The sequence below is a fragment of the Acidiferrobacter thiooxydans genome (assembly GCF_003333315.1).
Classification (GTDB): Bacteria; Pseudomonadota; Gammaproteobacteria; order Acidiferrobacterales; family Acidiferrobacteraceae; genus Acidiferrobacter; species Acidiferrobacter thiooxydans.
The window spans coordinates 898,885-921,905 of record NZ_PSYR01000001.1; the positions used below are offsets into that span (position 1 = coordinate 898,885).

General features: G+C 61.4%; 19 protein-coding genes. 17 read left to right on the plus strand and 2 right to left on the minus strand.

Annotation, left to right across the window (positions count from 1 at the left end):
- Nucleotides 1-8 precede the first annotated feature (8 nt).
- The 17 genes from C4900_RS04480 to C4900_RS04560 all read left to right on the plus strand — a co-directional run bounded on the left by C4900_RS04480 (nucleotide 9) and on the right by C4900_RS04560 (nucleotide 20,927).
- A complete protein-coding gene (locus tag C4900_RS04480; protein WP_065971085.1) occupies nucleotides 9-1,538 on the plus strand; it encodes a hypothetical protein in 1,530 nt (509 codons plus the stop codon).
- The gene (locus C4900_RS04485) at nucleotides 1,535-2,374 is read left to right on the plus strand and encodes a P-loop NTPase family protein (RefSeq protein WP_114282401.1); all 840 of its coding nucleotides are present in this window, start codon (nucleotides 1,535-1,537) and stop codon (nucleotides 2,372-2,374) included. Before C4900_RS04480 ends, C4900_RS04485 begins: the two co-directional genes overlap by 4 nt.
- Nucleotides 2,375-2,405: 31 nt before the next feature.
- Entirely contained in the window at nucleotides 2,406-3,770 is a 1,365-nt protein-coding gene (locus C4900_RS04490; RefSeq protein ID WP_141689310.1) for a hypothetical protein, read from the plus strand.
- A gap of 23 nt (nucleotides 3,771-3,793) precedes the next feature.
- Nucleotides 3,794-4,858, plus strand: coding sequence for an ExeA family protein (locus C4900_RS04495; protein WP_170132407.1), 1,065 nt, complete (start codon nucleotides 3,794-3,796; stop codon nucleotides 4,856-4,858).
- A gap of 11 nt (nucleotides 4,859-4,869) precedes the next feature.
- Entirely contained in the window at nucleotides 4,870-6,843 is a 1,974-nt protein-coding gene (gene asnB / locus C4900_RS04500; protein WP_065971094.1) for an asparagine synthase (glutamine-hydrolyzing), read from the plus strand.
- A 9-nt stretch (nucleotides 6,844-6,852) separates the two neighbouring features.
- On the plus strand, nucleotides 6,853-8,466 hold the full coding sequence (locus C4900_RS04505) for a class I adenylate-forming enzyme family protein (protein ID WP_211306763.1): 1,614 nt from the start codon (nucleotides 6,853-6,855) through the stop codon (nucleotides 8,464-8,466).
- On the plus strand, nucleotides 8,466-8,738 hold the full coding sequence (locus C4900_RS04510) for an acyl carrier protein (RefSeq protein WP_065971098.1): 273 nt from the start codon (nucleotides 8,466-8,468) through the stop codon (nucleotides 8,736-8,738). The genes C4900_RS04505 and C4900_RS04510 overlap by 1 nt, the downstream gene beginning before the upstream one ends.
- Before the next feature lie 10 nt (nucleotides 8,739-8,748).
- On the plus strand, nucleotides 8,749-9,747 hold the full coding sequence (gene nadE / locus C4900_RS04515; RefSeq protein WP_114282403.1) for an NAD(+) synthase: 999 nt from the start codon (nucleotides 8,749-8,751) through the stop codon (nucleotides 9,745-9,747).
- Nucleotides 9,732-10,334, plus strand: coding sequence for an acyltransferase (locus C4900_RS04520; protein WP_083995933.1), 603 nt, complete (start codon nucleotides 9,732-9,734; stop codon nucleotides 10,332-10,334). The genes nadE and C4900_RS04520 overlap by 16 nt, the downstream gene beginning before the upstream one ends.
- A 111-nt stretch (nucleotides 10,335-10,445) precedes the next feature.
- The gene (locus tag C4900_RS04525) at nucleotides 10,446-11,816 is read left to right on the plus strand and encodes a lipopolysaccharide biosynthesis protein (protein ID WP_065971104.1); all 1,371 of its coding nucleotides are present in this window, start codon (nucleotides 10,446-10,448) and stop codon (nucleotides 11,814-11,816) included.
- Between the two features lie 21 nt (nucleotides 11,817-11,837).
- Nucleotides 11,838-13,121: an O-antigen ligase family protein gene (locus C4900_RS04530; RefSeq protein ID WP_114282405.1), complete on the plus strand. Its 1,284-nt coding sequence runs from the start codon at nucleotides 11,838-11,840 to the stop codon at nucleotides 13,119-13,121.
- Nucleotides 13,096-13,821, plus strand: coding sequence for an acyltransferase (locus C4900_RS16590; protein ID WP_065971108.1), 726 nt, complete (start codon nucleotides 13,096-13,098; stop codon nucleotides 13,819-13,821). The genes C4900_RS04530 and C4900_RS16590 overlap by 26 nt, the downstream gene beginning before the upstream one ends.
- Before the next feature lies 1 nt (nucleotide 13,822).
- On the plus strand, nucleotides 13,823-14,974 hold the full coding sequence (locus C4900_RS04540) for a glycosyltransferase family 4 protein (protein WP_065971110.1): 1,152 nt from the start codon (nucleotides 13,823-13,825) through the stop codon (nucleotides 14,972-14,974).
- On the plus strand, nucleotides 14,971-16,095 hold the full coding sequence (locus C4900_RS04545; RefSeq protein WP_065971115.1) for a glycosyltransferase family 2 protein: 1,125 nt from the start codon (nucleotides 14,971-14,973) through the stop codon (nucleotides 16,093-16,095). Before C4900_RS04540 ends, C4900_RS04545 begins: the two co-directional genes overlap by 4 nt.
- Nucleotides 16,092-17,306, plus strand: a complete 1,215-nt coding sequence (locus tag C4900_RS04550; protein WP_065971117.1) for a glycosyltransferase family protein — start codon at nucleotides 16,092-16,094, stop codon at nucleotides 17,304-17,306. Before C4900_RS04545 ends, C4900_RS04550 begins: the two co-directional genes overlap by 4 nt.
- Nucleotides 17,307-17,886: 580 nt before the next feature.
- The gene (locus tag C4900_RS04555) at nucleotides 17,887-18,993 is read left to right on the plus strand and encodes a glycosyltransferase (protein WP_114282407.1); all 1,107 of its coding nucleotides are present in this window, start codon (nucleotides 17,887-17,889) and stop codon (nucleotides 18,991-18,993) included.
- A 158-nt stretch (nucleotides 18,994-19,151) separates the two neighbouring features.
- Nucleotides 19,152-20,927 carry a DUF4091 domain-containing protein gene (locus C4900_RS04560; protein ID WP_170132408.1) on the plus strand — a complete coding sequence of 592 codons (1,776 nt, stop codon included), beginning with the start codon at nucleotides 19,152-19,154 and terminating at the stop codon, nucleotides 20,925-20,927.
- A gap of 145 nt (nucleotides 20,928-21,072) precedes the next feature.
- Here C4900_RS04560 and C4900_RS04565 read toward each other — a convergent pair whose 3' ends face one another.
- Nucleotides 21,073-21,441, minus strand: coding sequence for a KGG domain-containing protein (locus C4900_RS04565; RefSeq protein WP_083995937.1), 369 nt, complete (start codon nucleotides 21,439-21,441; stop codon nucleotides 21,073-21,075).
- A gap of 535 nt (nucleotides 21,442-21,976) precedes the next feature.
- Complete coding sequence (locus C4900_RS04570) at nucleotides 21,977-22,921, minus strand: NAD-dependent epimerase/dehydratase family protein (RefSeq protein WP_211306764.1); 945 nt, start codon at nucleotides 22,919-22,921, stop codon at nucleotides 21,977-21,979.
- Nucleotides 22,922-23,021 lie beyond the last annotated feature (100 nt).

The following is a 23,021-nucleotide window of genomic DNA, read 5'->3' on the forward strand; positions in this document are numbered from 1 at the left end:
GACAACGTATGAGACTGACATTCGAGCAGAACGCCCATATTCTCGGCAAGGAGGCATTCGCGCACCGCCGCTTCGTCGCCGGCACGTTTATCGCGGTGACGGCGTTGGCGACCATCACGGGACTGCTATGGCCGCGCGCCTACAAATCCACATCCCTGATTCTCGTCAACAACAAGCGCCTTATAGCGCCGCTCATCAAGGGGGCGGCCTACCAACCTGATGTCGGCCAGCAGCGCGCCAAGATCGCCCAGGACCTCATCACGAGCCGTGAGATCCTCATGCCGGCCATGGCCAAGGTGGGCCTCTTGAAGAAGTCCATGTCACCGCGCAAAACGGCCGGGATACTGGCGTCGGTGCGTAGCAATGCCTCGGTCATGGACCTCGGCAAGAATCTCATAAGCGTGTCCTTCAAGGACACCGATCCCCTGCGTGCCTACCACTTGACCCAGGCGGTCGTCGCCCAGTTCATCGGGCAAGACCGGCATGCGGCCTTGGCGCAGGCGCAGGGCGCCTATACCTTCCTGAATCAGGAGGTCGCAAGTTATCGTCACCGCCTCGCCCGCGAAGGCGCGGAGATCAAGAAACTAAAGGCCAACACCCTCGATGCCGACCATACGTTCGCGCGTTACGAAAGGCGGCGTATTGCCCACCTGCGCATGGCCTACGACAAGGGCCGCATCGAGCTCAAAGAGGATGAGGGGCGCGTGCGCGCCCTGGAGCATGAGCTCACCGGCCACGGCCGGACGAACTCGATCATTGCCCAGGAAGGTCTGGATCGCTCGCGTCTGATCGCAGACGAGGCCCGTCTGCAAAAGCTGCAGCTCTATTACCGCCGGACCTACCCTGGTATCCAGACACTCATGTCCGAGATCCACGGCCTGCGCACGAAGCTCGCCCATCTAACGGCCCGCGAGAAGGTCCTGCATCCCGGCCAGCAGCCGTTCGCCTTCGCGGTCGGATCGGGTCGATTCTTTCGCAAGCTCGAGCACGAGCTAGACGAGACCCAGGCGCGCGTCGCCACCTTGCAGGCCGAGACCATGGAATCTCAGACCCTCCTGCGTACGCAGATGAAGGCCTTGCATGCCTCTCAAGGGTCATCTGCGGTGTCCACGCTCCTGCGCGACTATGCCGCCAATCGCCAGACCTTGAATGGTCTATTGAAGCGCCGCGAACAGGCGCGGGTGTCCCTTAACCTGAACAAGCAGCAGCAGGCCCTCTCGTTTCGCGTCTATGAGCCGGCGACGCGCCCGATAGAGCCGATAGGACCTCCGTTCCGTCTGTTTGTCATAGGGGGAATCGTCCTTGGCCTCATCCTGCCTTTTGGTCTGCTCTATGGCCGCAGTCAGATGGATGCTCGGGTGCGCGCCGAGGCAGTCATCCCAGAGACCTTGAACCTGCCGTTGCTTGCGGTAGTGCCACACCTCTATGCCCCGAGTGAGGCACTATCGGCCCGCCGGAGCGTCCATTGGCTTGGCGTCCTTATGTTCAGCGTTTTATTCATCGCCGTCAGCATCGTCCTTTCAGGTAGAACACTATGAGCAAAGTCGAAAAAGCATTACAGAAGGCCCGTGCCATGGACGACGTCGCGCAGGCGACGCCGACCACTGCCTCGGCAGCCGCCCAGGAAAGACCGCTCATTCTGAGCGCCAAGGATATCGCGGCCTACACCGCCCAGATCCCGAGGATGTCGCAGAAATTTCAGATGGAGCGCTCCGATCTGAGCGAGGCCAAGATCATCTATCAAGAAATGGAGGATGCCCGAGTGGTGGAATCGTTCCGGCAGATGCGGACCCACATACTGCAGAATGCGGGTCCCCGAAACTGCGTCGTTCTCGTGACATCCGTGGTGCCAGACGGCGGTGCAAGCTTCGTGGCGTTGAATCTTGCCGCGGCGTTTGCGTTCGACGAGAGCAAGACCGCCTTGTTAATTGATTGCCGCTTGCGCGACCCTCAGCAGGATCGTCTGGTGGGTGGCGACATCCACTACGGACTGACCGATTACCTTGAGGCCGAGGATGTCGAAGTGGGCCAGATCATACACGAAGGGGGACTGCCTCGATTTCGGTTGATTCCGGCCGGTCGCAAGAGTGATGCCGGGACCGAGCATCTCGACTCACGGCGCATGCGCGATCTGATCGCGCACTTGCGGGACCGCTATCCGGATCGCTATATCGTCCTCGATGCGGCCTCTCCGGCAGAGGCTGCTGACGCCTCCGTGCTGGCCGAGATCGCCGACTTCGTGCTGCTGGTCGTACCCTACGGCAAGGTGACAGAGTCGCAGATCTGGAGCGCTGCCAAGGGGATCGACGAGCAAAAGTTCCTGGGGGTTGTCTTCAACGACGAGCCACAGCCGCGTCGTGTCATCTGGAACTAACAGCGTGCGTAAAACTAAACAATACACCCGCATGGCAAGGGTGCTGGGTATGGGATCGTTCGCCCTTATGGTGGTGTCCATAAGGGCGAACGCGGCCCATATCGAGTATGGGCTCGGCTACAACGGTATCTATACGAACAACATATACAGATCCAATACCGACAGGCAAAACGAATACATAAACGTGTTTCGCGGGCTCTTTTCTTATCAGAAGCACAGCCGCCGTCTCGATACCCATCTCGATCTGGAGGCGATGGGGCGTGTATTTACGCGCGGGACCTATGGGAACGATGTATTGTTCGGGGTGAACTCGCTCACCCACTACATCGTCCTGCCGAAGATGTTTAGCCTTTCGGAACGCGACATCTTCACACAAGCGCCCATAGATCCGCGGTTTGTGATGACGCCGACGAATCTCCAGAACACCAACGCGTTCTCGGCGGGCCCGAATTTCTCGTGGTATGTCGATCCCATAGATGCGTTCAAGGTCGATTTGCGTTACCGCAACTTCTATTACCAGAAGGAGCCATCGACCTTTCCGCAGACCTATTCCACCAGCAACTATCGCTGGTTGGCGGAGACGCGCTTCGTGCATGCGTTTTCACGCACCACGGAGGCGTCCATAAACTATGTGCCGTCGATAGTGCGCTATAACAATACCATCGTGAACCCGGATTACCGGCGCCAGGACGTGTTCCTGGGCATCGATACGCGCATAGAAGGCGTCGGGGTGAGCGCCCAAGGAGGTCGCACCCGTATTGAGCAGACCGGACAGACCCATGTCTTGAGTGGCACGCTTGCGCGTATTGCCCTTACCGATCGCCTGGGCCCGCGTTCGCAACTCTTGGCATCGGCGGATCGTAGCTATGGGGATGCCGGCCGCTATGCGTTGCTCGAGGCGCCGGCACCGAACCTGATCGTGCCGATCGCCACGAATCCCGCGCAGATCGTGGGCGGGGGCCTGTATTACGGGCGTATGGCCAACCTCAGTTACGAGTATCGCCGTCCCTATGGCGTCGATCGCGTCACGGCCTTTTGGCAGCATCTCCGCTATTTGACCGCGACCTTGAGTCAGCAGCTTGAAGGGAGCGTGTTCAATATCGGCTACGACTTTTCCGACCGGCTGACAGATTCCGTATTTGGAGACTATGTCAAGGTCCACTACTTGGACTACAACGCCAACACGCGCGATTACGGTGGCGGCATGCGCGTCCGTTATCGTCTGTCCCCGGACTTAAGTGTGAGCCTCGAGGGGATGTACGACCGGGGCATAAGCACGGACTCGGTGCTTTCCTATACCGAGTGGCGGGCGATCGTGGGTATATCGTACCTCACGAACCCCAACCGCATGCGCACGGATCCTTTCGTTCATTACACCAACGCGATCTTCTATTAGCCATGTATCTCGATCATTTTCGTTTGAAGGAGCATCCGTTCCAGATCACGCCGGATTCGGATTTCCTGTACATGAGCGCGGCGCACTCTCGGGCCAAGGCTTACATGGACTACAGCATCCGCAATCGCGACGGCTTCGTTGTCATAACGGGCGAGGTGGGGGCGGGCAAAACGACGCTTATCAGAAAGCTGTTATCAGAGTTCGATGACAATGTGGTGGTGGCCAAGATCTTTCAGACGCAGCTCGACGAGACCCAGTTTCTGCAGGCGGTGCTCGTCGAGTTTGGACTGAACCCGTTCAATGCCGGCAAGGTCGAGCTCATGGATATGCTGTCGTCGTTTCTCGTCGAGAGCTTCCTGAAACGAAAGCAGCTCGTGCTCATCGTCGACGAGGCCCAAAACCTCAACAGACGGGTCTTGGAGGAGATCCGCATGATGTCGGGTCTGGAAACGGAGAAACAAAAGATCCTTCATGTCATTTTGGTCGGCCAACCGGAGCTGAACGAGACCCTTGATGCCCCGGGTCTTGAGCAGCTTACACAGCGGGTGCGCCTGCGTTTTCATATTGCAGCGCTCACCGAGGCCGAAGCCGCCGACTATGTCTACCACAGGCTGCGCGTGGCCGGTGCCGCGAATCCTGAGGCACTGTTTGCGCGCGACGCGATCCCGACCATTTATGAGTACACGGGCGGAATACCGCGCCTCATCAACACCCTGTGCGATACGGCGCTCACCTGTGCCTTTGCCGATGATAGCGCGGGTGTGGATGAGGCCACCGTGAAATCCGCAGTGCTCGAGCTTCAATGGAAGCCGTTTAGCGCGCGTTCTCGTCAGGCGCCTCGGCCGATGTCGGCCGTGGGCTTCGACGGTAACCCCGGCGCGCGCGATCGTGACCTGAAGGAGCTCGCGGAGGCCGTGGCGTCCATGGAGCCGCGTCTGGATGGAATAGAGACACTGTTGAAAAGCATGGTGACCATACTTCAGAGGCGTAATCGGATATCGCTTAGGGTGAGCGAGAACCAGATCCAGCAATTCCTGAAGCAGGTAAGCGCCGAGATGGAGAAGCTTCAGGCCAACCACCACGCTTGAGAGGGCGGTGTATGTGCGGTATCGCGGGAATAGTGGCGTTTTCTGGTGGAAGGCCGCCGGCAGCAGCCGAGGTGGACGGTATGGTGGAGCGTATTCACCATCGTGGTCCGGATGGCCGAGGCTGTTATATCGATGGTCGCTGCTGCCTGGGCCATGCGCGACTTAGCATCATCGATGTTGCCGGCGGTACCCAGCCGCTGGCAAACGAGGATCGCCAGGTGTGGGTGACGTTCAATGGTGAGATATTCAATTACATAGAGTTGCGACGCCTCCTCAAAAAGCGCGGGCATGCGTTTTCGACGCACAGCGACACCGAGGTGATCGTGCACCTCTATGAGGAGTATGGCGATGACTTTCCTCGCCACCTGAATGGGCAGTTCGCCATCGCGCTTTGGGATGTCAGGCGCCGAAGGCTGGTCCTGGCGCGTGATAGGGTGGGCATACGGCCGCTTTTTTACCACCGCGCGCGCGCACGGCTCTATTTTGGCTCCGAGGTAAAGGCGCTATTTGCCTGTCCGGAGATCCCGCGCGCGCTCGATTGGGACGGTGTGGCCCGGGTCTTTACCTATTGGGGCGTGCCCGAGCCCGGCAGCGTATTTAGCGGCGTGCAGAGCGTGCGCCCGGGATGTGTCGTGGTATTCGAGGCCGACGGCCGCCAAAGCCAGCATCGCTACTGGGATTGGGCATTCGCGCAACGCGCGGCCGCTGACAGACGCACCTTCGAGGAATGTCTCGCCGGCCTGGATGAGGCCCTGCAAGCGGCGGTAGCGCGCCAGGTACGCTCCGACGTGCCGGTCGGCGCCTATGTGAGCGGTGGCATAGACTCCGCCATGATCGTCGCGTACATGACGCAGATTATGGAGGCCCCGCCACCAACATTCTCGCTGCGTTTCGCGGATCGGGAGTTTGACGAAGGAGGTTATCAGCGCGCGGTCGCCGACCGCCATGGTACGCGTCACACCGAGGTCACCGTGGGCACCCGGGACATTGCGCAGGCCTTCGCGCGCGCCGTATGGCATGCCGAGAGCCCGATATTGCGCACGGCGCCGGTCCCCATGATGCTGTTGTCGCGCCATGTACATGAGGCCGGAATCAAGGTCGTGCTGACGGGAGAAGGGGCCGACGAGACGCTGGCCGGTTACGATATTTTTCGCGAGGCGCGCGTGCGCCGCTTCTGGGCGCGCGTGCCGCAATCGCGTATGCGCCCGGCGCTCCTTGCGCGCCTCTATCCCTACCTGAGCGCCCATCCGGCGACGTCCGCGGCCTATGCGCAAAAGTTCTTCGGGCAAGGGCTTGATCAGGCCGCTTATCCCGGTTTTGGGCACTGGCCACGATGGCAGACGACGCGGCGCAGCCTGCAATTTCTCCATCCCGATCTCAGGGCGGCCATGGATTTTGATTACGCCAAGGAGGGGCGGGCGTTACTGCCGGCCGACCACGAAGCCTGGGATGCCCTGTGCGTCGACCAGTGCATCGAGGCGCGTACGTTGTTGTCCGGCTATCTTCTCAGTTCGCAAGGGGATCGGGTCGCGCTTGCCAATAGCGTCGAGACGCGCGTGCCGTTTCTCGATACCAAAGTCATTGAATACGCCAATCGGCTGCCATCGCGCTACAAGCTCATGGGCTTGAAGGAGAAGTACATCCTAAAGCGCCTGGGGCGCGGACGCATACCCGATGCCATCTGCGACCGGCCCAAGCAACCATACCGGGCCCCCGATAGCGCAAGCTTTTTTCACAAGGGGATCCCCGATGAAGGCGTAGCGCACGCTTTTGAAAAAAAGCGACTACTAGAAGTCGGATACTTCGATGCTGAGGCCGCCGGTAAGCTGTTCGAGAAGTGCCGCCAGGGGAAAGCAATAGGCTTCGCGGACAATATGGCCTTTGTGGGCATTTATTCCACGATGCTTCTTCACGAGCAGTTCGTTGAGCGTGATGCCTCCGGGGTGCGCATGGTGGATGAGTTGCCGACTGTGTTGGCAGGATGAATGGGAGCCATGATGCTGCTGCATGATGCGTTTGTAAGAAAGGCTATGGAGCATCCGGACGCACTGGCGCTGGTATCGGCAGGCGCGCGGACCAGTTATCGTGAAATTAACCAACGCAGCGATGCTCTGGCCGCGTCTTTGATAAAAGATGGTGTGGCACGTGGCGATCGAGTCGTGGTGTTCATGGACAATTCTGTGGCAGCGGTCGTCGCTCTTTATGGGATCTTGAAGTCAGGGGCGGTGATGGTACCGGTCAATCCGCTTACCAAGTCCGATAAGCTGGCGTTCATCCTCAAGGATGCCGAGGCCGCTGCGTTCGTGGGTGACAGCCACCTGCGATCGGTCTACGAAACCGCCTGGGAGACGTACCGGCCGTCAATAGTGATCGTCAATGGCGGCGACAAGCGTGATACGGGGCGCGGTGCCCGCATACTGGACGAGGTGGCGTCGGCCGGCGCGTGTCCGGAGGTGGCCACGATTGATCAGGATCTTGCCGCGATCATCTATACATCGGGCTCCACAGGCTCGCCCAAGGGCGTCATGTTGACGCATCACAACATGGTGAGCGCGGCGCGATCGGTGTCTGGGTATCTTGGCCTTACGGCGGCCGATCGCATCTTGTGCTGCCTGCCGCTTGCCTTCGACTATGGGCTCTATCAGGTGTTGATGGGATTCATGGTAGGGGCCTGCGTGATCCTGGAGCGATCGTTTGCGTTTCCTGCGGCGGTCGTGAAGGTTATGGCGCAGGAACAGGTTACGGTATTTCCGGGCGTTCCCACCATATTTTCCATACTACTCGGACGCGAGGGCATTCTGGATGCCTATGACTGGCGGGCCGTGCGCACGATCACCAATACCGCAGCGAGTCTTCCGCCTGAGCATATCAAGCGGCTCAAGGTGCGTTTCCCCAAGGCCCGCATTTTTTCCATGTATGGCTTGACCGAGTGCAAGCGCGTGACCTACCTGGCACCGGAAGAGCTCGAGAGCCGACCTACCAGTGTCGGTCGGGGCATGCCCAATCAGGAGGTCTACCTGATCGATGCGGACGGTCGGCGTTTGCCGCCCGGCTCCGTGGGGGAACTCGTGGTGCGTGGCAGCCATGTCATGCGCGGTTACTGGCGGCGACCCGAGGAGACGGCGCAGCGCTTGAAGCCGGGGCGTTATCCGGGTGAGCGGGTCCTGCACACGGGGGATGTGTTTCACATGGATGAGGACGGCTATCTCTACTTCGTAGGGCGATCGGACGACATCATAAAGAGTCGCGGCGAGAAGGTGAGTCCGAAGGAGGTGGAGAACGTCCTGTACGCGATGCCTGCGGTCCGGGAAGCCGCGGTCATAGGCGTGGATGACGAGGTCCTGGGTCAGGCCGTCCATGCCTTTGTGGTGGTGGACGCTAATGCGCGAGTCACGGAACGGGATATCGTGCGGCACTGCCATGAATATCTGGAGAGCTACATGGTGCCAAAAGTCGTGCACATCGTGTCGGCGTTACCCAAGACGGATACCGGGAAGATCCGCAAGACCGGTCTTGCCGCGGCGGCGCGCGCCAGGGCAGGGGACAAGGCGGTCGGCGTTGTGGCAATGGGAAAACAACCTCTTAAGGAAGAGCGGGAGCACGTGTGATGACAAGCGTAAGGGATTGCGTCAAGGATTACATTTCGGAGAATTTTCTCATGGGCTTGAAGGACGCGGCGCTTACCGATGACGCCTCGTTTTTGGATCTCGGAATCATCGACTCGACAGGGGTGATAGAGCTCATAGCATTTCTCGAGGAACGTTATGGAATACGGGTCGAGGACGCGGAAATGACCCCGGAGAACCTCGACAGTCTCGACGCGATCGAGCAGTTCATTACACGCAAGACGTTCCGTCGGGCGTCGTCCATGACCGCATAGGAGTCCCCGCATGGAACCGGCCAAGGAACTCGATGGAGACGCGCTGCTCGCGCTCGACTACGATCGAGAGATCGAGTCGATCGCAAAGCGGTTCAAGGAGACTGTGGTGCGTTTTCGCAGGCGCGGCGCGGTGGTGGCCGTGTCGGGGGGCGTGGATAGCGCGGTATGCTGCGCGCTGGCTGCGCATGCCCTGGGCCCGCAGCGCGTGCTCGCATTGCTGTTGCCAGAACGTGAGTCCTCGGCGGAATCCGAACGGCTCGCCATGCAGGTGGTGGACATGCTTGGCGTGCCCTATGAACGCAAGGATATCACCGAGGCGCTGGTGGCGCTCGACTGCTATGAGCGACGCGATGCCGCGATCCGCGCTGCGGTGCCGGAGTATCGTGACGAGTGGCGTAACAAGCTTGTGATCACAGGGGGCCTGTCCGGGCAATTCAATCATTTTCATGTCATCGTGGCGGGGCCTGATGGTAAGCGCATCGAGCGGCGCCTGGGCCTCAAAGAATATCTCGCGATTGTGGCGGCTACCAATTTCAAGCAACGGGTCCGCAAGAATGTCGAATATCACCATGCCGACCGGCTCAACTATGTGGTCGTGGGCACCCCCAACAGGCTTGAGTACGATCAGGGGTTTTTTGTAAAGAACGGGGACGGCGCGGCCGACATAAAGCCCATAGCGCATCTCTATAAGACCCAGGTCTATGGGCTTGCCCGGCATATGTGTCTGCCGCGCGATATCGTGGAGTCGGTCCCGACGAGCGATACCTACAGCCTGCCTCAGGAACAGGAGGATTTCTATTTCGCATTACCATACGCGCAGCTCGATGTAGCGCTCGCCTACCGGGATGCGGGCCGTAGCGCCGCCGAACTCGCCGTGGCCCTGGGGTTGGACCAAGTGGCGGCCGCGCGCATCTACGCCGATATCGAGGCCAAGCGCCGGACGACCCGTTACTTACATGAGGCCCCGGTCCTCATGGGGGATATTGAAACGCCATGCGATACGAAGTGAAGGCGGTAGTCGTATCACTCGTCCATTTTGTCACATGGCCGTTTTGGGTACCGTCGGTCCTAGCCTACCGCCTGTTGGGCTCGGAGCGGGCCTTCGATGTGTCGGCGAAGTTCTTGAGCCTGTGGCCGGGACGCGTCGGCCAAGTTCTCCGGGCATCGTTTTACATGAAGACGCTCAAGGTCTGCCACTTCGATCTGGCGGTCGGGTTCGGCTCGTTTTTTTCCCACCCGGAGGCGGAGGTCGGAAAGGGGGTAGGCATCGGTAGTTTTACCATTATAGGGACGGCGCGCCTCGGCGACGGGGTCATGGTGGCAAGCCGGGTGTCGGTATTGAGCGGCAAGTACCAGCATGGAGGCGGCCGGCGGGGGCGTGACTTTCGCGCCAACGACCTGCATCTGGAGCCGGTGCGGATCGGCGATGGGAGCTGGCTTGGCGAGGGCTCGCTGATCATGGCCGATGTCGGTAGTCAGTGCATCGTTTCGGCCGGAAGCGTGGTCACCAAGGCTATGCCGAGTGGCGCGACAGCGATCGGCAATCCGGCACGGTTCCTACGCTATACCGACAAGGCCGAAGCCGCGGCCGGCTAGGGCGCGCTTACAGCCCACGGATGGGCGGAGATCTCGGATGAAGGGATTAGGGGCACAAGGTGCGACGGCGGTGGCAGCGGATGCGTGGCGGGATGCCGAAGCGGGGGTCCGGTGACGCTTCGCGAAATCATGCGTTACGCAGGGACCTTGTACGGCGCCAATGTCGCGGCCTCGATCGTGACCTTTGGTCTTACGGTCCTCATAAGCCGCGATATGTCGCGCGCCGATCTTGGGATCTATGGCCTGTTTCAGGCGTATTTTCTGTTTGGCGCCTATGCGTCGAGTTTTGGGCTTGCACCCGCGACCGTGAAGTGGGTGGCGAGCGGGGCGGTGGACGACGGGGAATTCCTCGCGTTCATGATGCTGAGGCTGGCCGGCATATCGGGCCTTTTATATGTCGCCGCGGGCGTGGCTTATCTCCTGTCGTTCAAGGTCTTGGCTGCGGCCCTGTTTGCGCTGCCTGCTTACCAGGTCTTTAGTGTCGGATTGAGTGCCGCGCGTGCACGCCTATGGAGACGACGCGAGGCGTTGGCGCTGGTATTCGCGTCGCTTGCGACCTCGGCGTGGATATTCGTCCTGCTGTTCGCCGATCACAGCTATTGGGCCCCCATTCTCGGTCAGGTGTTGGGGGCCTATAGCACGGCTTTGGCCATGGTGGGCTATGCCTTGACCCGAAGACTGCCGCGACTGCGCTGGCCTGGTGCCTGGCGGCGGGCATTCTGGGGCACGGCGCTGCCGGTGTTTCTGGGGTCTTCGGTATTCGCCATAGGGGAGCTTGCTGATCGTTTGGTAATACGCCACGTCCTGGGTCTTGCGGATCTTGGCGTCTACGTCTTGGCGCTCACCTTGTTCAATGTGCTAAACAAGCCCGTCCATATGCTCTCGCGGGTATTGCTGTCGCACTTTTCCCAGGCCGATCACGGCGCCGGTCACGCCAAGGCCTTGGAGATTGTGCGTGTCAACCTTGCCGTCCTGCCGCTTATGGGTCTTGCCGCGGCCGCCGTATTGCCGTGGCTCATGCCGCTTATGTTGAACCGCAATTACACGCAGGCCTTTCCGGTGTTCGCGGTGCTCACCGCGGTGATTCTCGTAAAGGCCGTCGAACTCGTGCAGTCGAGTCTCGCCGTGGCGCGCGATTCGGCGACGAGCAATATGCGTGCCCAAGTCGTGGCGCTCGCCCTTTATGCCATGACGGTGTTTTTCCTGACACAAACCTTCGGCCTGATCGGTGTGGCATGGGCCGTGGTCCTGCGCTGGACGGTGCTGACCGTGGTTCAGCGGTTCGATATGAAGCGCCGCGGGATCGATGTTTTGCCATCCCATCTTTTGATGCGCGCCGCCATCGCCTATCTCGTGGCGCTGGCATTTTTCCCGGTCGCGCCATGGTTCATGGGCATCGCCTATCTAGGTCTCGGGGCCATGCTACGCGTATGGTCCGTGCCGCGCTCCTGGCGTCTGGCGCTCGGGCGTGTTGAAAGCTGAATCGACAAGGAGGAATAGACAATGCTGATGCCGCAAGCAGCGCGAACGAAACCAGGGCCGGGCAGTGCGCCTCGCCCTTGGGAGACGGCACGTATCATCGAGACGCCGCTGGCCCATCGCCTGACCCTGGCGTCCATGTTCGTGTTTTTGGCGAAGATTGGCAATCTTCCGCATCTCGGGCATTTCGAGATCGGCAAGGTCATGATCGGTCTGTCGGTTCTGGCATTGCTCTTCGAGGGTGGCGGCTGGAAGGAAGGGCTTTTTAGCCATCCGATCATGCGTGCCTACATGGGGCTATTTGTCATGGGTCTTTTGACCATACCGATCGCGGTGTGGCCGGGCGGGAGCGCGCGTTTCTTATTCGGTAATTATCTAAAGGACATGGTCCTGATCGTGTTGCTGGTCGTGACCACAAGGACCCCCAAGGACGTGCGCCGCCTGTTGTGGACGATCATCATCAATACCCTGATTCTGGATGCGATTCTCCTGCATTACGGGGATCAGAAGATCACGATCGTGCATCTTGGGAAAAACGAGATTGCGATGACGTCTGTGATCGCCTTTGGCATGTTGCTTGGCCTGCCGGTAAGCGGCGTGGGTAAGGTGCTCAAGTGGGCGGCCGGCATCATGCTCGCGTTCTCGATTTTCATGAGTGTGTCGCGCGGTAGCTATCTCGGTCTATCGGCGGTGCTCATGTTGTACACATACATACGATTTGGGCGGCGCGCGGGGCTTGCCATTGTGGGCGGCGTGTTCCTGGCCCTGGCGGTCGTGGTCGGCGCCTACGAGTTCGGTCCGCCCAAGGTGCACCATGCCGTAAATACGCTGATACACATTCAAAACGATTACAACCTGACGGCGCGTACCGGGCGTATCGCGATTTGGAAACGCGGCCTGAAGATCATAAAGACGCATCCCCTCGGTGTGGGTATGCGCAATTTCCCGATCGCCGAAGGACATATCGTGGAGGACGTGATCGGTGAGCGCTGGATGGATGCCCACAACGCGCTTCTCGAGGCAACGGCAGAGCTGGGGATCCTGGGTGGAATCGTGTTCCTGACCCTGCTAAAGCGTGGCATGCAGACCGCCAACCGGCTACGCAAGAATAGGACCCACGAGGATATGTCGCGAATCGGTCTATCCCTGGTGTTGGCCCTGTTCGCGTACTTCGTGACGGCATCGTTCTTGTCAGAGGCGTATGCCGTGATCCTGTACATACAGATGGGGGCGATCATCGCCGCCGACCGGGTATACCGCTATACCGTCATGAGGGAAGGGAATGTCATATCTCGACCGGGTGCGTAGGCGCGAGGGGCCGCTGGCCGATGCCCTGTACCGTGGCTACAAGGGGATACAGCGTCTGAATGTCCCGGAGGTGCCTTTGCTTTATGCCGTTTTGGCCAAGGAGCGCCTGGCGCGGCACCACGTCGGCGGGTGGGTCAAGCGCAAGCTCTATGACGAACCGCTGTTTCGCCGCCAGTGCCGGGTCTGCGGGCGTGGCCTGTGCCTGTTCGACGGTATCCCGGCCATATGGGGCGGGCTGTCGGTGGAGATTGGAGAGAATGTCGTGATGCATGGCACATCGACGCTGGTGGGGGCCAAGGTATTCGATAACCCGCGGCTGGTCATAGGCGACCGTAGCCATTGCGGGTCGTACTTCTCGGTCGCGGTCGGCGCCGATGTCACTATCGGGTCCGATGTCTTGATAGGCAACAGGGTCTCGCTGTTTGCCTATGACAGCCATCCTCGCGACCCCATAAAACGGGCGGCGGGCCTGCCCGCGGAGCCGGCGAGCAGCCGGCCGATCGTGATCGAAGATGGGGCCTGGATCTGCATGGGCGCGATCATCCTGAAAGGCGTGACCGTAGGAGAAAACGCGATTGTGGCGGCAGGCGCTGTGGTGGTGGAGAACGTCCCCGCAAACAGTGTAGTAGGCGGCAACCCCGCACGCGTGCTGTCCGGACACCCGGGTCGGTCGCGCCAGGTGCGTTCGGGGCAGGTGTGACATGCAGGTCTCGACTCTTACGCGTTATCCTCGTATCGGCACGGCGCCACGCGTCGTGGTCCTCATATCGACGCGCATCGTGGGAGGGCCCGCCAAGGGGCTTTTGCAGGTGATACCGGAGCTGCACCGCCGTGGCCGGTTCGAGGTCGTGCTGTGCACCTTTGCCGACGCCAAGGAAACGGAATCGCCGTTCATCACCGCCGCCCGCGAGCGCGGCATACCAGTCACCATCCTGCGCCAGCGCCATCACTGGGACTTGCGACCGCTCGCGGTGTTGCGTGAGCTCCTCGACCCGCCGGGCGCGATCATACAGACCCATGGTTATAAGGAGGCGGTATTCGGGTTGGCGGTCAAACGCCTGTCGGGCCGCCCCTGGATCGCGTTCATGCATGGAACCACCGAGGAAAATTTGAAGGTGAGACTGTACCATCGCCTCGACCGCGCGCTGACAAAGCGCGCCGATATCATCGTCTCGGTGTCGCGCGAGCTCGCCGAGCGCATGCTGCGACCCCGCCACAGGGCCAAGCTCGCAATCATCGAGAATGCCGTCGAGCGCCCCACGGAGGCCCTGGTGGCACGCCAGACGCTGCGCCAGGCCTGGCAGACAAGGGGCTGGGTGATCGGATGTATCGGCCGTTTGAGCCGCGAGAAGGGCCAGCGGCTGCTGCTGGAGGCGGCGGGCCGGTTGGCGCGCCAGGGGGCCCGCTTCACCCTCATAGTGGCCGGCGACGGACCGGACCGGGACGTGTTGCAGGAGAAGGCGCAAAACGAGGGTGTGGGCGGCTGCGTGCGCTTTTTGGGGCATGTGGCGCGCACCGACGATATTTATGCCAATATCGATATGCTCGTGTTGCCATCTTATCGTGAAGGCATGCCCAACGTCATCCTGGAGGCGATGCAATGGCGATTGCCGATCGTCTCGACCGCGGTGGGCGCGGTGCCCGAGATGCTAATCCACGGTGTGTCGGGCCTGCTTGTGCGTCCCGGCGACCCCATCGCGCTGGCGCGCGCCATGGCATCGGTCATGGGGGATCCGGATAAGGCCGTGCGCATGGGCCGCAAGGCCGCTGAGGCACTCTACCCCCGCTTCTCTCCGGAACGGCGTGTCGAGCGTTTCGAGAGCCTCTACAGCCGCGTCCTGGAGGCGGTATGAGCGCGATGTTTTGGGCGGCGTTTGCGTTCACCGCGTATACCTATGTGGGCTACCCGGCTCTTTTGTGGGTGTTGGCGCGGCTGCGTCGACCGGGCCCTGTCTATCATTGGGGTTCGGCGCTTCCCGAGGTCGCGGTCGTGATCCCGGCCTATAACGAGCAATCGGCGATCGCTGATAAGTTGCGTACCGTTCTGGCCTCGCATTATCCACGCGAACGACTGCGCGTGCTGGTGGTGTCCGATGGTTCGTCGGATGCCACGGTGGCCGCTGCCCGTTCGGTGTCCGACCCCAGGCTTACCGTGATTGCCAGGAGCGTACGGTCGGGCAAGATGGCGACTGTCAACTATGCCATGAGTCTCGTCTGTGAGCCGATCGTCATCATGACCGACGCGGGCGAGATGTTCGATGAGGACACGGTGCCGCGGCTGGTGGCGCGTTTTGCGGATCCGGCCATGGGGGCGGTCTCCGGCGAACTCGGGCTCGTGGCCTTGCACACCGGATTTAGCCGCAGCCTTGGCGCCTATTGGCGCTATGAAAAGGCGATCCGTGCCCTGGAGGCGGTCGTGGGATCGGTGGTTGGGGTGACAGGACCCGCTTATGCCATTCGCCGTGCGCTGTTTCAGCCGATGCCGACCGACACTATCCTGGACGACCTTGCCATCCCGCTCGAGGTCATAAGGCAGGGTTACCGGGTCGGCTACGAGCGACGCGCGTTTGCCTTCGAGCGGGCGACCCAGGGCAGCCGTCACGAGTTCATACGCAAGCGCCGCACGCTTGCTGGAAACTACCAGATCATCGCCCGCTATTGGCGGCTCTTATTGCCGCAAAGCCCGATCGCCTGGCAGTTCTGGTCGCACAAGGTATTTCGCCTGCTGGTTCCTTATGCGCTCGTGTTCATGCTGGTCGGTACCTTGGGCCTGCCATGGCCTCTGCGCCCCGTCGTACTGGCGATCCAGGCCCTGTTCTATGGGCTCGCTCTGACCGCCGTGTTCGTGCAGCGCTCGAAGCGCCCATGGCTCAATATTCCGTATGCCTTCTGCCTCTTGAATTGGGCCGCGGTCGCCGGCTCGTACTATTATCTCGCGGGGCGATTATCGGTGCGCTGGGAGAAGGTCAAGTGAGCCCGTCGCGCCGTTATCTGTTCGTGGCCGCAGGCCCGGATTGGGGGCGCCACCCTTCTAGCCTCTCCCATATCATCGGGGTCGTGGTGCGTAACCATCCGGTGATCTGGATCAATAGCATCGCGCAACGCAGTCCCAGGCTATCACGTCACGATATCGTGCGTGCTGTCCATAAGGGCTGGGCGTCACTGCGACCGACGTCACGTCGCGAGCACGACGGCCCGCTGGTCGTTCATCCGCGCGCCATTCCTTATCACCGCCTACCGTCGGTGCGATCGGTCAACGGATGGCTCATCGCGCGCCAGTTGCGACCGCTATTGGCGCGCTTCCCCGGACACAAGGTGGTATTGGTGGCCACCAATCCGGCGGTCGTGGCGCTTGCCAACAGCCTTCGGCCCGATGCCACCATCTATTTCTGCATGGACGACTACGCGCGCATGCACGATTCGGATGCGCGACTGATAGAGGTCTGTGAACGGCTGATGCTGGCGCGCGCGGATGCCACCGTGGTCACGGCCCAGGCGCTCGTAGACAGCAAGACCTGGCAAGGCCGGCGGCCGATCTACTTGCCGCAAGGGGTGGATGTCGCGCATTTTCAAAACCCGGGTCCCCCGCCGGCGGCGCTGTCGGCCCTGCCGCGTCCGATCATAGGGTTCCAGGGCATCATCGGGGCGCGTGTCGATATCGAGCTCCTGGAAAAGATCGCGCGGCGTTTTCCCGCGGCCTCCTTAGTGCTGGTCGGCAAGGAGGAGATGGACATCTCGCCACTAAAGCGCCTGCCAAATGTCCACGCCGTCGGGCCCGTATCCTATGCCGACCTGCCGTCGGTCATACAGGTGTTCGACGTGGGCCTCGTGGCCTACCGTGACGACGAACATGTGGCCTACGTGAATCCCCTGAAGCTTCTTGAATATCTGGCCTTGGGCCAGGAGGTCGTGTCGGTCCCGATCCCGGAGCTCGCCGCGCACGAGCACCATGTGCACCGCGCGCGCGGCCACGAGCCATATCTGGCGACCCTCGAGGCGGTTATTTCCCGCTACCCGTTCGATCCAGCAGACAAGGCCCGGCACCGGGCATATGCGACGGCGCAATCCTGGGAGATGCGCGCGCGGGATTTCATGGGGCTTTGCGAGGACCTTCTGTGGGAGCCGCATTCTGCTCCCGCCACTGCGGACCGCGCGGCTCTTGCCCGCCAAAGGATCGGTTTATGACGGCGATTCCTGGGCGTCACGATGTCATCGATCCCGGCAAAATAGCGGGGCCTGAGTACCGCGGCGCCGCGGCCGGGGCCTGCCAGAAGGGGCGTGCACGGCTCCGGGGAGAGATCGCGAATGGTCGAGAAACACGGCGCGGCGTGGGCCATGCGCGATATCGGCGGATCGGAGGCCGTTCGTCAGTGGACCCCCAAAACCCGTTGATGGGGGCGGACATGAGTCCCGGTAGAGCGGTTCTATGCGGGCTGCACACGATGTTCGTGCGGCCGGTGCATTGCGCCGCGGCGCGGCCTGGCGGCGCGCATCGAGACGCGCCTGGATGGCGCCGCAGAAAGCGACCGGGACATCGACGCTGTCATCCATATTCGCGAGGCGGAGATGGCCGTGGCCTCTGGCGCGGAGTGGTTGCGGCAACACGGGAAAAGCGTCGCGGGACTCGCGGCATCTTAAAACCCGCGGAGTGCGCGTCAGCCTCCAAGGGACACCGGGGAGCGACGCACGATGAAGCAGGCACTGGCACCGCGCGGTGCCGGGATCTCCGGCCTTCGGGCAGGGGAGGATATCGGGTGAGGGGTCTATGAAGCGGCAGGACGTCGTGGTGGAGGTGATTTACGCGCCCCTGGTGGGGGGTTCGGAGATGCTGGCCTTCAATCTTTGCAAGGAGTGGCAGGCTGGTGGTATCAAGACACGCATTTGCTGCCTCTACGAGCGCTCGGGGGCCTTGACCAAGGTCTTTGAGGAGGCCGGCATACCCTACGATCTGCTCGATATCGGCGGCCATAGGCTCTTCGGGCGCTGGCTGCGCACAGCACGGTATTTCTATCGGACAAGGCCGCGGGCCATCCACGTGCATCATCTCGGGTCTCTGGTCAACGTGCTTGTGCCTGCCTATCTCGCGGGTTGCTTCAACATCGTCTATACCGAGCATTCCGCCTATACGATCGCGCGCACACGATGGATGCAACGTCTGCTCCCGGTCGTGAGTCGCCTGGTGACGCGCTTTACCTGCGTATCGCGCAATCTCGCCGATTTTTTTACGACCCTCGGTGTCCCCCGGGAGCTTCTGCTCACCATCTATAATGGCGTGGACATCGATCGTTACAAGCCGGGCGCGCCGCGCGCGGAGTTTTGTCCCGTGGTGCGTATCGGCGCAGTGGGCCGCCTGGTTGCGGAAAAGGATTACCCAACCTTGCTGGCGGCACTGGCCCTCTTAAAGGCCCGGAACGTGCGTTTTTTTGCCGAGATCGCAGGCGACGGACCGCTGGCTGCGGATCTGAAGGAGCGGGCCCAGGCGCTGGGTCTGCGCGGCCTCGTAAGTTTCCATGGGTCCTGCGATAACGTCCCGGCGTTCTTGCGCGAGCTTGATATCTACGTCTTAAGTTCACGCCATGAAGGCCTGCCGATAGCGGTTCTGGAGGCCATGGCCACCGCCTTGCCGGTCGTCGCGACACGGATTACCGCGATCCCCGAGATCATAGATGACGGGTGTACCGGGATACTGGTGCCGCCGGGGGATGCCGCGGCCATGGCCGACGCGCTCGCCGCGCTGGCCGGCGATGGCAGCCGGCGCCGGGCGCTCGGGGAGGCCGCGCGCGAGCTGGTCCGGACGCGCTACACGATCTCAGGCACGAGCCGTTCGTATGCCGCGGAACTCGGGATACGAACCAAAAAAAAGGTCGTTTAAGAAGACCCGATCGCAGACGGCGACGGGACAGCACGAAGAGGGCAGTTATGGAAGATCGATTACAGTGTGCATGGCCTTACCGGCAGGACGGGACCCACGGCCCAGAGAATGCCGATAGCAAATGCGCGTATCGATCGCGGCGGCGGGCGCATAGCCGTGTGGCACACACGATTCGTGGCGGCCAGGACCTGGCGCGCGCGCATGTCGGTGCGGACCTCCTAAGGGTCGCGGCGCTCGCTGTATGCCTCTTGTGGGCAGTCGCCGCCCACGCTCAGTTGTCCGTGTGGCTCTCGCACAGCACGCACAAGATCCGTCCCAATGTCCCGGCGCGGGTGCGATCGGTGATTCACCTGTTTGCGGCCCATGGCGAATACGCCGCCTTGCAGATCTCGGTCAGGGCCGACCATCCGCTGCGGGTGCTGCGTATCGTGCCGACCGCGCTCGAGGATCATGCCTCCGCGATTGGCCGCTGGCAGATGACGGTTTATCGTGAGGCCTTCATAAGGACCGTGCATCCTACCAATGTCGTGGCCCCCGTGGGTCTATGGCCCGACGCCCTGATCCCGACGGTCGATAACTATTACCATGAACGGCGCAACGCCCTGCCATGGGCGGTACCGGCGCGGTTCACGCAGTCTTTCTGGATCGAGATCTATGTGCCGCGGACCGTGAGCGCCGGTCGCTACCGGGGTACGGTTGCGGTCATGATCCGTACCCACGGGCACGTACAGGTGCGGGTGTTGCGCGTGCGTTTGCGGGTCCTGCCGTTTGCTATCCCCGCGACGTCCTCTCTGCCGTCGAGTTTCGGTTTCGACGGCGCGCCACTGTCGCTCGTGTTCCGCGGCCATTATGGGCGACTGTCGAACACCCAGCTCATGCATCTGACCCAGCTTTTCAACATCGCGGCACTCAAGGATCGCATCGCCCTGAGCGGGGGCTCCGGCATACCGGCGCCCATGCACTGGGCGCACGGCCGACTCACCTTGAACTGGCATGAATACGACAAGGAGGTGCGGCCGTTCATGACCGGGTGCAAGGCCGCTCATGGTGCCCGATGGCGCATGACCGACGTCCGCTGGTTGACCCATGTGTTCTATCACAAGATGCCGCCGCGCGAGCAGGTTGCCTATTTCCGGGCATGGGCACGCCATTTTCGGCACGAGCACTGGCATGTCGGCCTGTACGCGTTGGGAGTCGACGAGCCGCATACGCCAGCGCAGTTCGCGCTTGCCGATCGGCGCGCAGCGATCATCCGTCGTGCCACGCACGCCATACTGCCAATGGTGACGACCATTCATGTACACAGGCTCGATCTCAAGGATTTCGGCATCCTGTGTCCTGTCATAAACGACGTGGACGGACTCAACGATGTGAACAAGCGGACCCTGCTTGGGCGCGTAGCCAAGCGCTATCACTTGAAGCTCTGGTGGTACCAGTCGTGCATGAGCCATGGTTGCTGGGTGGTTGGCAGGCGCAGCAGTCTCGGATGGCCGAGCTACATGATAGACCAGCCTGCCATCTACAATCGCATCATGCCGTGGCTTACATGGAAGTATAAAATGCAGGGAGAATTGTATTACGACACGGATATCGGATTCAGTATGGGTCGTAAGAATCCGTGGAAAGACCAGTACCATTTCGGGGGAAACGGTGACGGCACGCTTTTCTACCCCGGGCTGCCATCTGTGATCGGCGGCAAGCGCGATATTCCCATACAGAGCATACGGCTCATGATGATACGAGCCGGGTACCAGGACTATGAATATCTGCACATGGCCTCGCACCTGTATGGACGGCAGGCGGTATTGCGCGTCATAGACCATGCGATTCGCTCCACGCACAGTTGGACCAAGAGCCCGAGGGTGCTGCGTGCGCTTAAATGGCGGCTCGCCATGATGATCGAGCGGCGCCTGAAGGGCGGGCCCCATGGCTGATCGCAAAACACTGCTCCCCAAGCGAAGGCGGGGTTAGTTGTGCCCGGTTCGGGTGGCGGGGCGAAAGGCGTAAGGGCGTGGGTTCGGGCAGGGTCGCAAGCAAAGAGGCAAAAATCCGCGCGGCCGGAGAGGCCGCGCGCGGGCCTTACGAGGACTTTCCGCTCTTTGATCCACTGTGAGGCGCTGTCGCCGTCTCCGCTCCCTCGCCTTCACCGCGCTTGACCTGCGGCTCGCTCTTGTGCCCCTCGGAATAGGCTTCGCTGCCTTGCCGGGGTCGGTTCTCCCATCCTCCATGGGAGCTTTCTCCGCCCTTGCGCCCTATGGCCGCCATGTGTTCGCGATTCTGGCTCACGGCCTCGCCACCCTTGCGCCCTGCCTCACGGGCCTCCTCGGGCGTAAATTCGTGGGCCGTGCCCTTTTCGTGCGCAGCCTTTCCGCCTTTGCTGGCGATCTCGCGCTGCTTGTTGGCGTCCATCGCCGCGAAACCGCGCTTGCTTTTGCGCTCATTCGGCATGAATCCTGTCTCCTTTTCGTATGAAGAAATGCTCAAGAACGCACCCACGACTGGAGGTGCATGACATTGGGGGCAGTCTAGGAGATGCACTTTAGTCCGTCATCGGACAAAGGCCCGATATTGTGTGATTTATGGGACTAAAAACCACAAATTAATGGTGTGGAAACACTCCGAATCGAAATATCGGAACAACTAGTATGGAAATAAATAGGCCTATGTCAGGTCAGGTATGTGACGGTAGGCCCGCGGCGCGGATTGCGAGACCTGGTGACGCGAGCGCTCTCGGCTGGCGATAGGCGAAAAAAAACCTCCGAACTAGGGGGGGAAAGTCGGAGGTAGCAAAGGCCTTAAAAGGTTTAAGGCGCCGCTCAGGGAGGAGGACGAGCGGAAGCGCCATTATTCGGAAAACGGAGGGCCGCAGGCATCGGACGAAAGTCGGAGGGGCGGAGGCTTGCGAAAAGCAAGGTGCGCGCCCCGCCGGCTGGGGTACCGGACGGGGGCGCCGACAGGGATCCATGCGGCGGCGAGGGGTGGCTCAAGTGGCGCAGCGCGCAAGCGGTGCAAGATCGTGCAAAAGATGCCTAAGCCCTGCAGACAAAAGGGTTTGGGGGACATAACCGAAGGCCGCCCGCAGCCGGGTGACGTCGGCAAGGGAGCGGCGAATGTCTCCCGCGCGCGCGGGTCGGAAGTCGCATACGATCGGCCGGCCGGCGAGTGTCTCGAAGGCGTTTATGAGGGCAAGCAGGTCCTGTTCGATGCCAGTGCCGACGTTCATGACGGCACATGATAGATCATTACGGATCAATGCGCGCGCCAGGACCTCGACTAAGTCGTCGATGTAGACGAAGTCACGGGTCTGCCGACCGTCACCATAGACGACGCAGGGTGCGCCCGTCGCTAGGCATTGGGCATATAGGCTAATGACGCCCGAGTAGGGGGAGCTGGCATCTTGGCGAGGGCCATAGATGTTGAAGAAGCGAAAGCTCGTGGCATTGATGCCCCGTGTGCGCGCGAAGTACGCAAGGTAATGTTCGCTGGCAAGCTTGTCGGCAGCGTAGGGAGAAAGCGGCGCCAATGGCGCGCTCTCGGGGACCGGAGTGGGTGCCTCATCGCCGTAGACTGCAGCCGAGCTTGCGTATAGTACGCGCGGCACCTGACAAGCGGTGGCCGCGAGCAGGGCATTGAGGGTCCCGCCGAAATTGGTGGCATGGGTGGCGAGCGGATCGTGCATGCTCGCCTGGACCGACGCCACCGCCGCGAGGTGCACGAGGGCGTCCATGCCGCGGGCCGCGCGCATGAGCGCCTCGCGGTCGCGTACGTCGGCGATTACGAGCCGCGCGCCCCTGGCCGGCCCTTGGAGGTTCTCGCGTTTTCCAGTCGAGAGGTTGTCGAGAAGCGTCACCGTGTGTCCGTCGATCACAAGACGGTCGGCGAGGTGGGAGCCGATGAAGCCGGCACCACCAGTGATCAAGACTTTCATGCGTGCACCGTCCATGGCTCCGCGGCCCAGCTGTAGGAAGACGCTCTCATGGTGGGGGCCGGTCGCCGTGCGCGGTATCCTGCTTTAGGCTTATTGCTGC

Bases quoted from the DNA above. Each gene is read 5' to 3' on its own strand.
- asnB (WP_065971094.1), top strand. From the start codon at position 4,870: ATGTGCGGTATCGCGGGAATAGTGGCGTTTTCTGGTGGAAGGCCGCCG.
- C4900_RS04480 (WP_065971085.1), top strand. From the start codon at position 9: ATGAGACTGACATTCGAGCAGAACGCCCATATTCTCGGCAAGGAGGCA.
- C4900_RS04520 (WP_083995933.1), top strand. From the start codon at position 9,732: ATGCGATACGAAGTGAAGGCGGTAGTCGTATCACTCGTCCATTTTGTC.
- C4900_RS04510 (WP_065971098.1), top strand. From the start codon at position 8,466: ATGACAAGCGTAAGGGATTGCGTCAAGGATTACATTTCGGAGAATTTT.
- nadE (WP_114282403.1), top strand. From the start codon at position 8,749: ATGGAACCGGCCAAGGAACTCGATGGAGACGCGCTGCTCGCGCTCGAC.
- C4900_RS04565 (WP_083995937.1), bottom strand. From the start codon at position 21,441: ATGCCGAATGAGCGCAAAAGCAAGCGCGGTTTCGCGGCGATGGACGCC.
- C4900_RS04490 (WP_141689310.1), top strand. From the start codon at position 2,406: ATGGCAAGGGTGCTGGGTATGGGATCGTTCGCCCTTATGGTGGTGTCC.
- C4900_RS04545 (WP_065971115.1), top strand. From the start codon at position 14,971: ATGAGCGCGATGTTTTGGGCGGCGTTTGCGTTCACCGCGTATACCTAT.
- C4900_RS04485 (WP_114282401.1), top strand. From the start codon at position 1,535: ATGAGCAAAGTCGAAAAAGCATTACAGAAGGCCCGTGCCATGGACGAC.
- C4900_RS04530 (WP_114282405.1), top strand. From the start codon at position 11,838: ATGCTGATGCCGCAAGCAGCGCGAACGAAACCAGGGCCGGGCAGTGCG.
- C4900_RS04505 (WP_211306763.1), top strand. From the start codon at position 6,853: ATGATGCTGCTGCATGATGCGTTTGTAAGAAAGGCTATGGAGCATCCG.
- C4900_RS04540 (WP_065971110.1), top strand. From the start codon at position 13,823: ATGCAGGTCTCGACTCTTACGCGTTATCCTCGTATCGGCACGGCGCCA.
- C4900_RS04570 (WP_211306764.1), bottom strand. From the start codon at position 22,921: ATGAAAGTCTTGATCACTGGTGGTGCCGGCTTCATCGGCTCCCACCTC.
- C4900_RS04555 (WP_114282407.1), top strand. From the start codon at position 17,887: ATGAAGCGGCAGGACGTCGTGGTGGAGGTGATTTACGCGCCCCTGGTG.
- C4900_RS16590 (WP_065971108.1), top strand. From the start codon at position 13,096: ATGTCATATCTCGACCGGGTGCGTAGGCGCGAGGGGCCGCTGGCCGAT.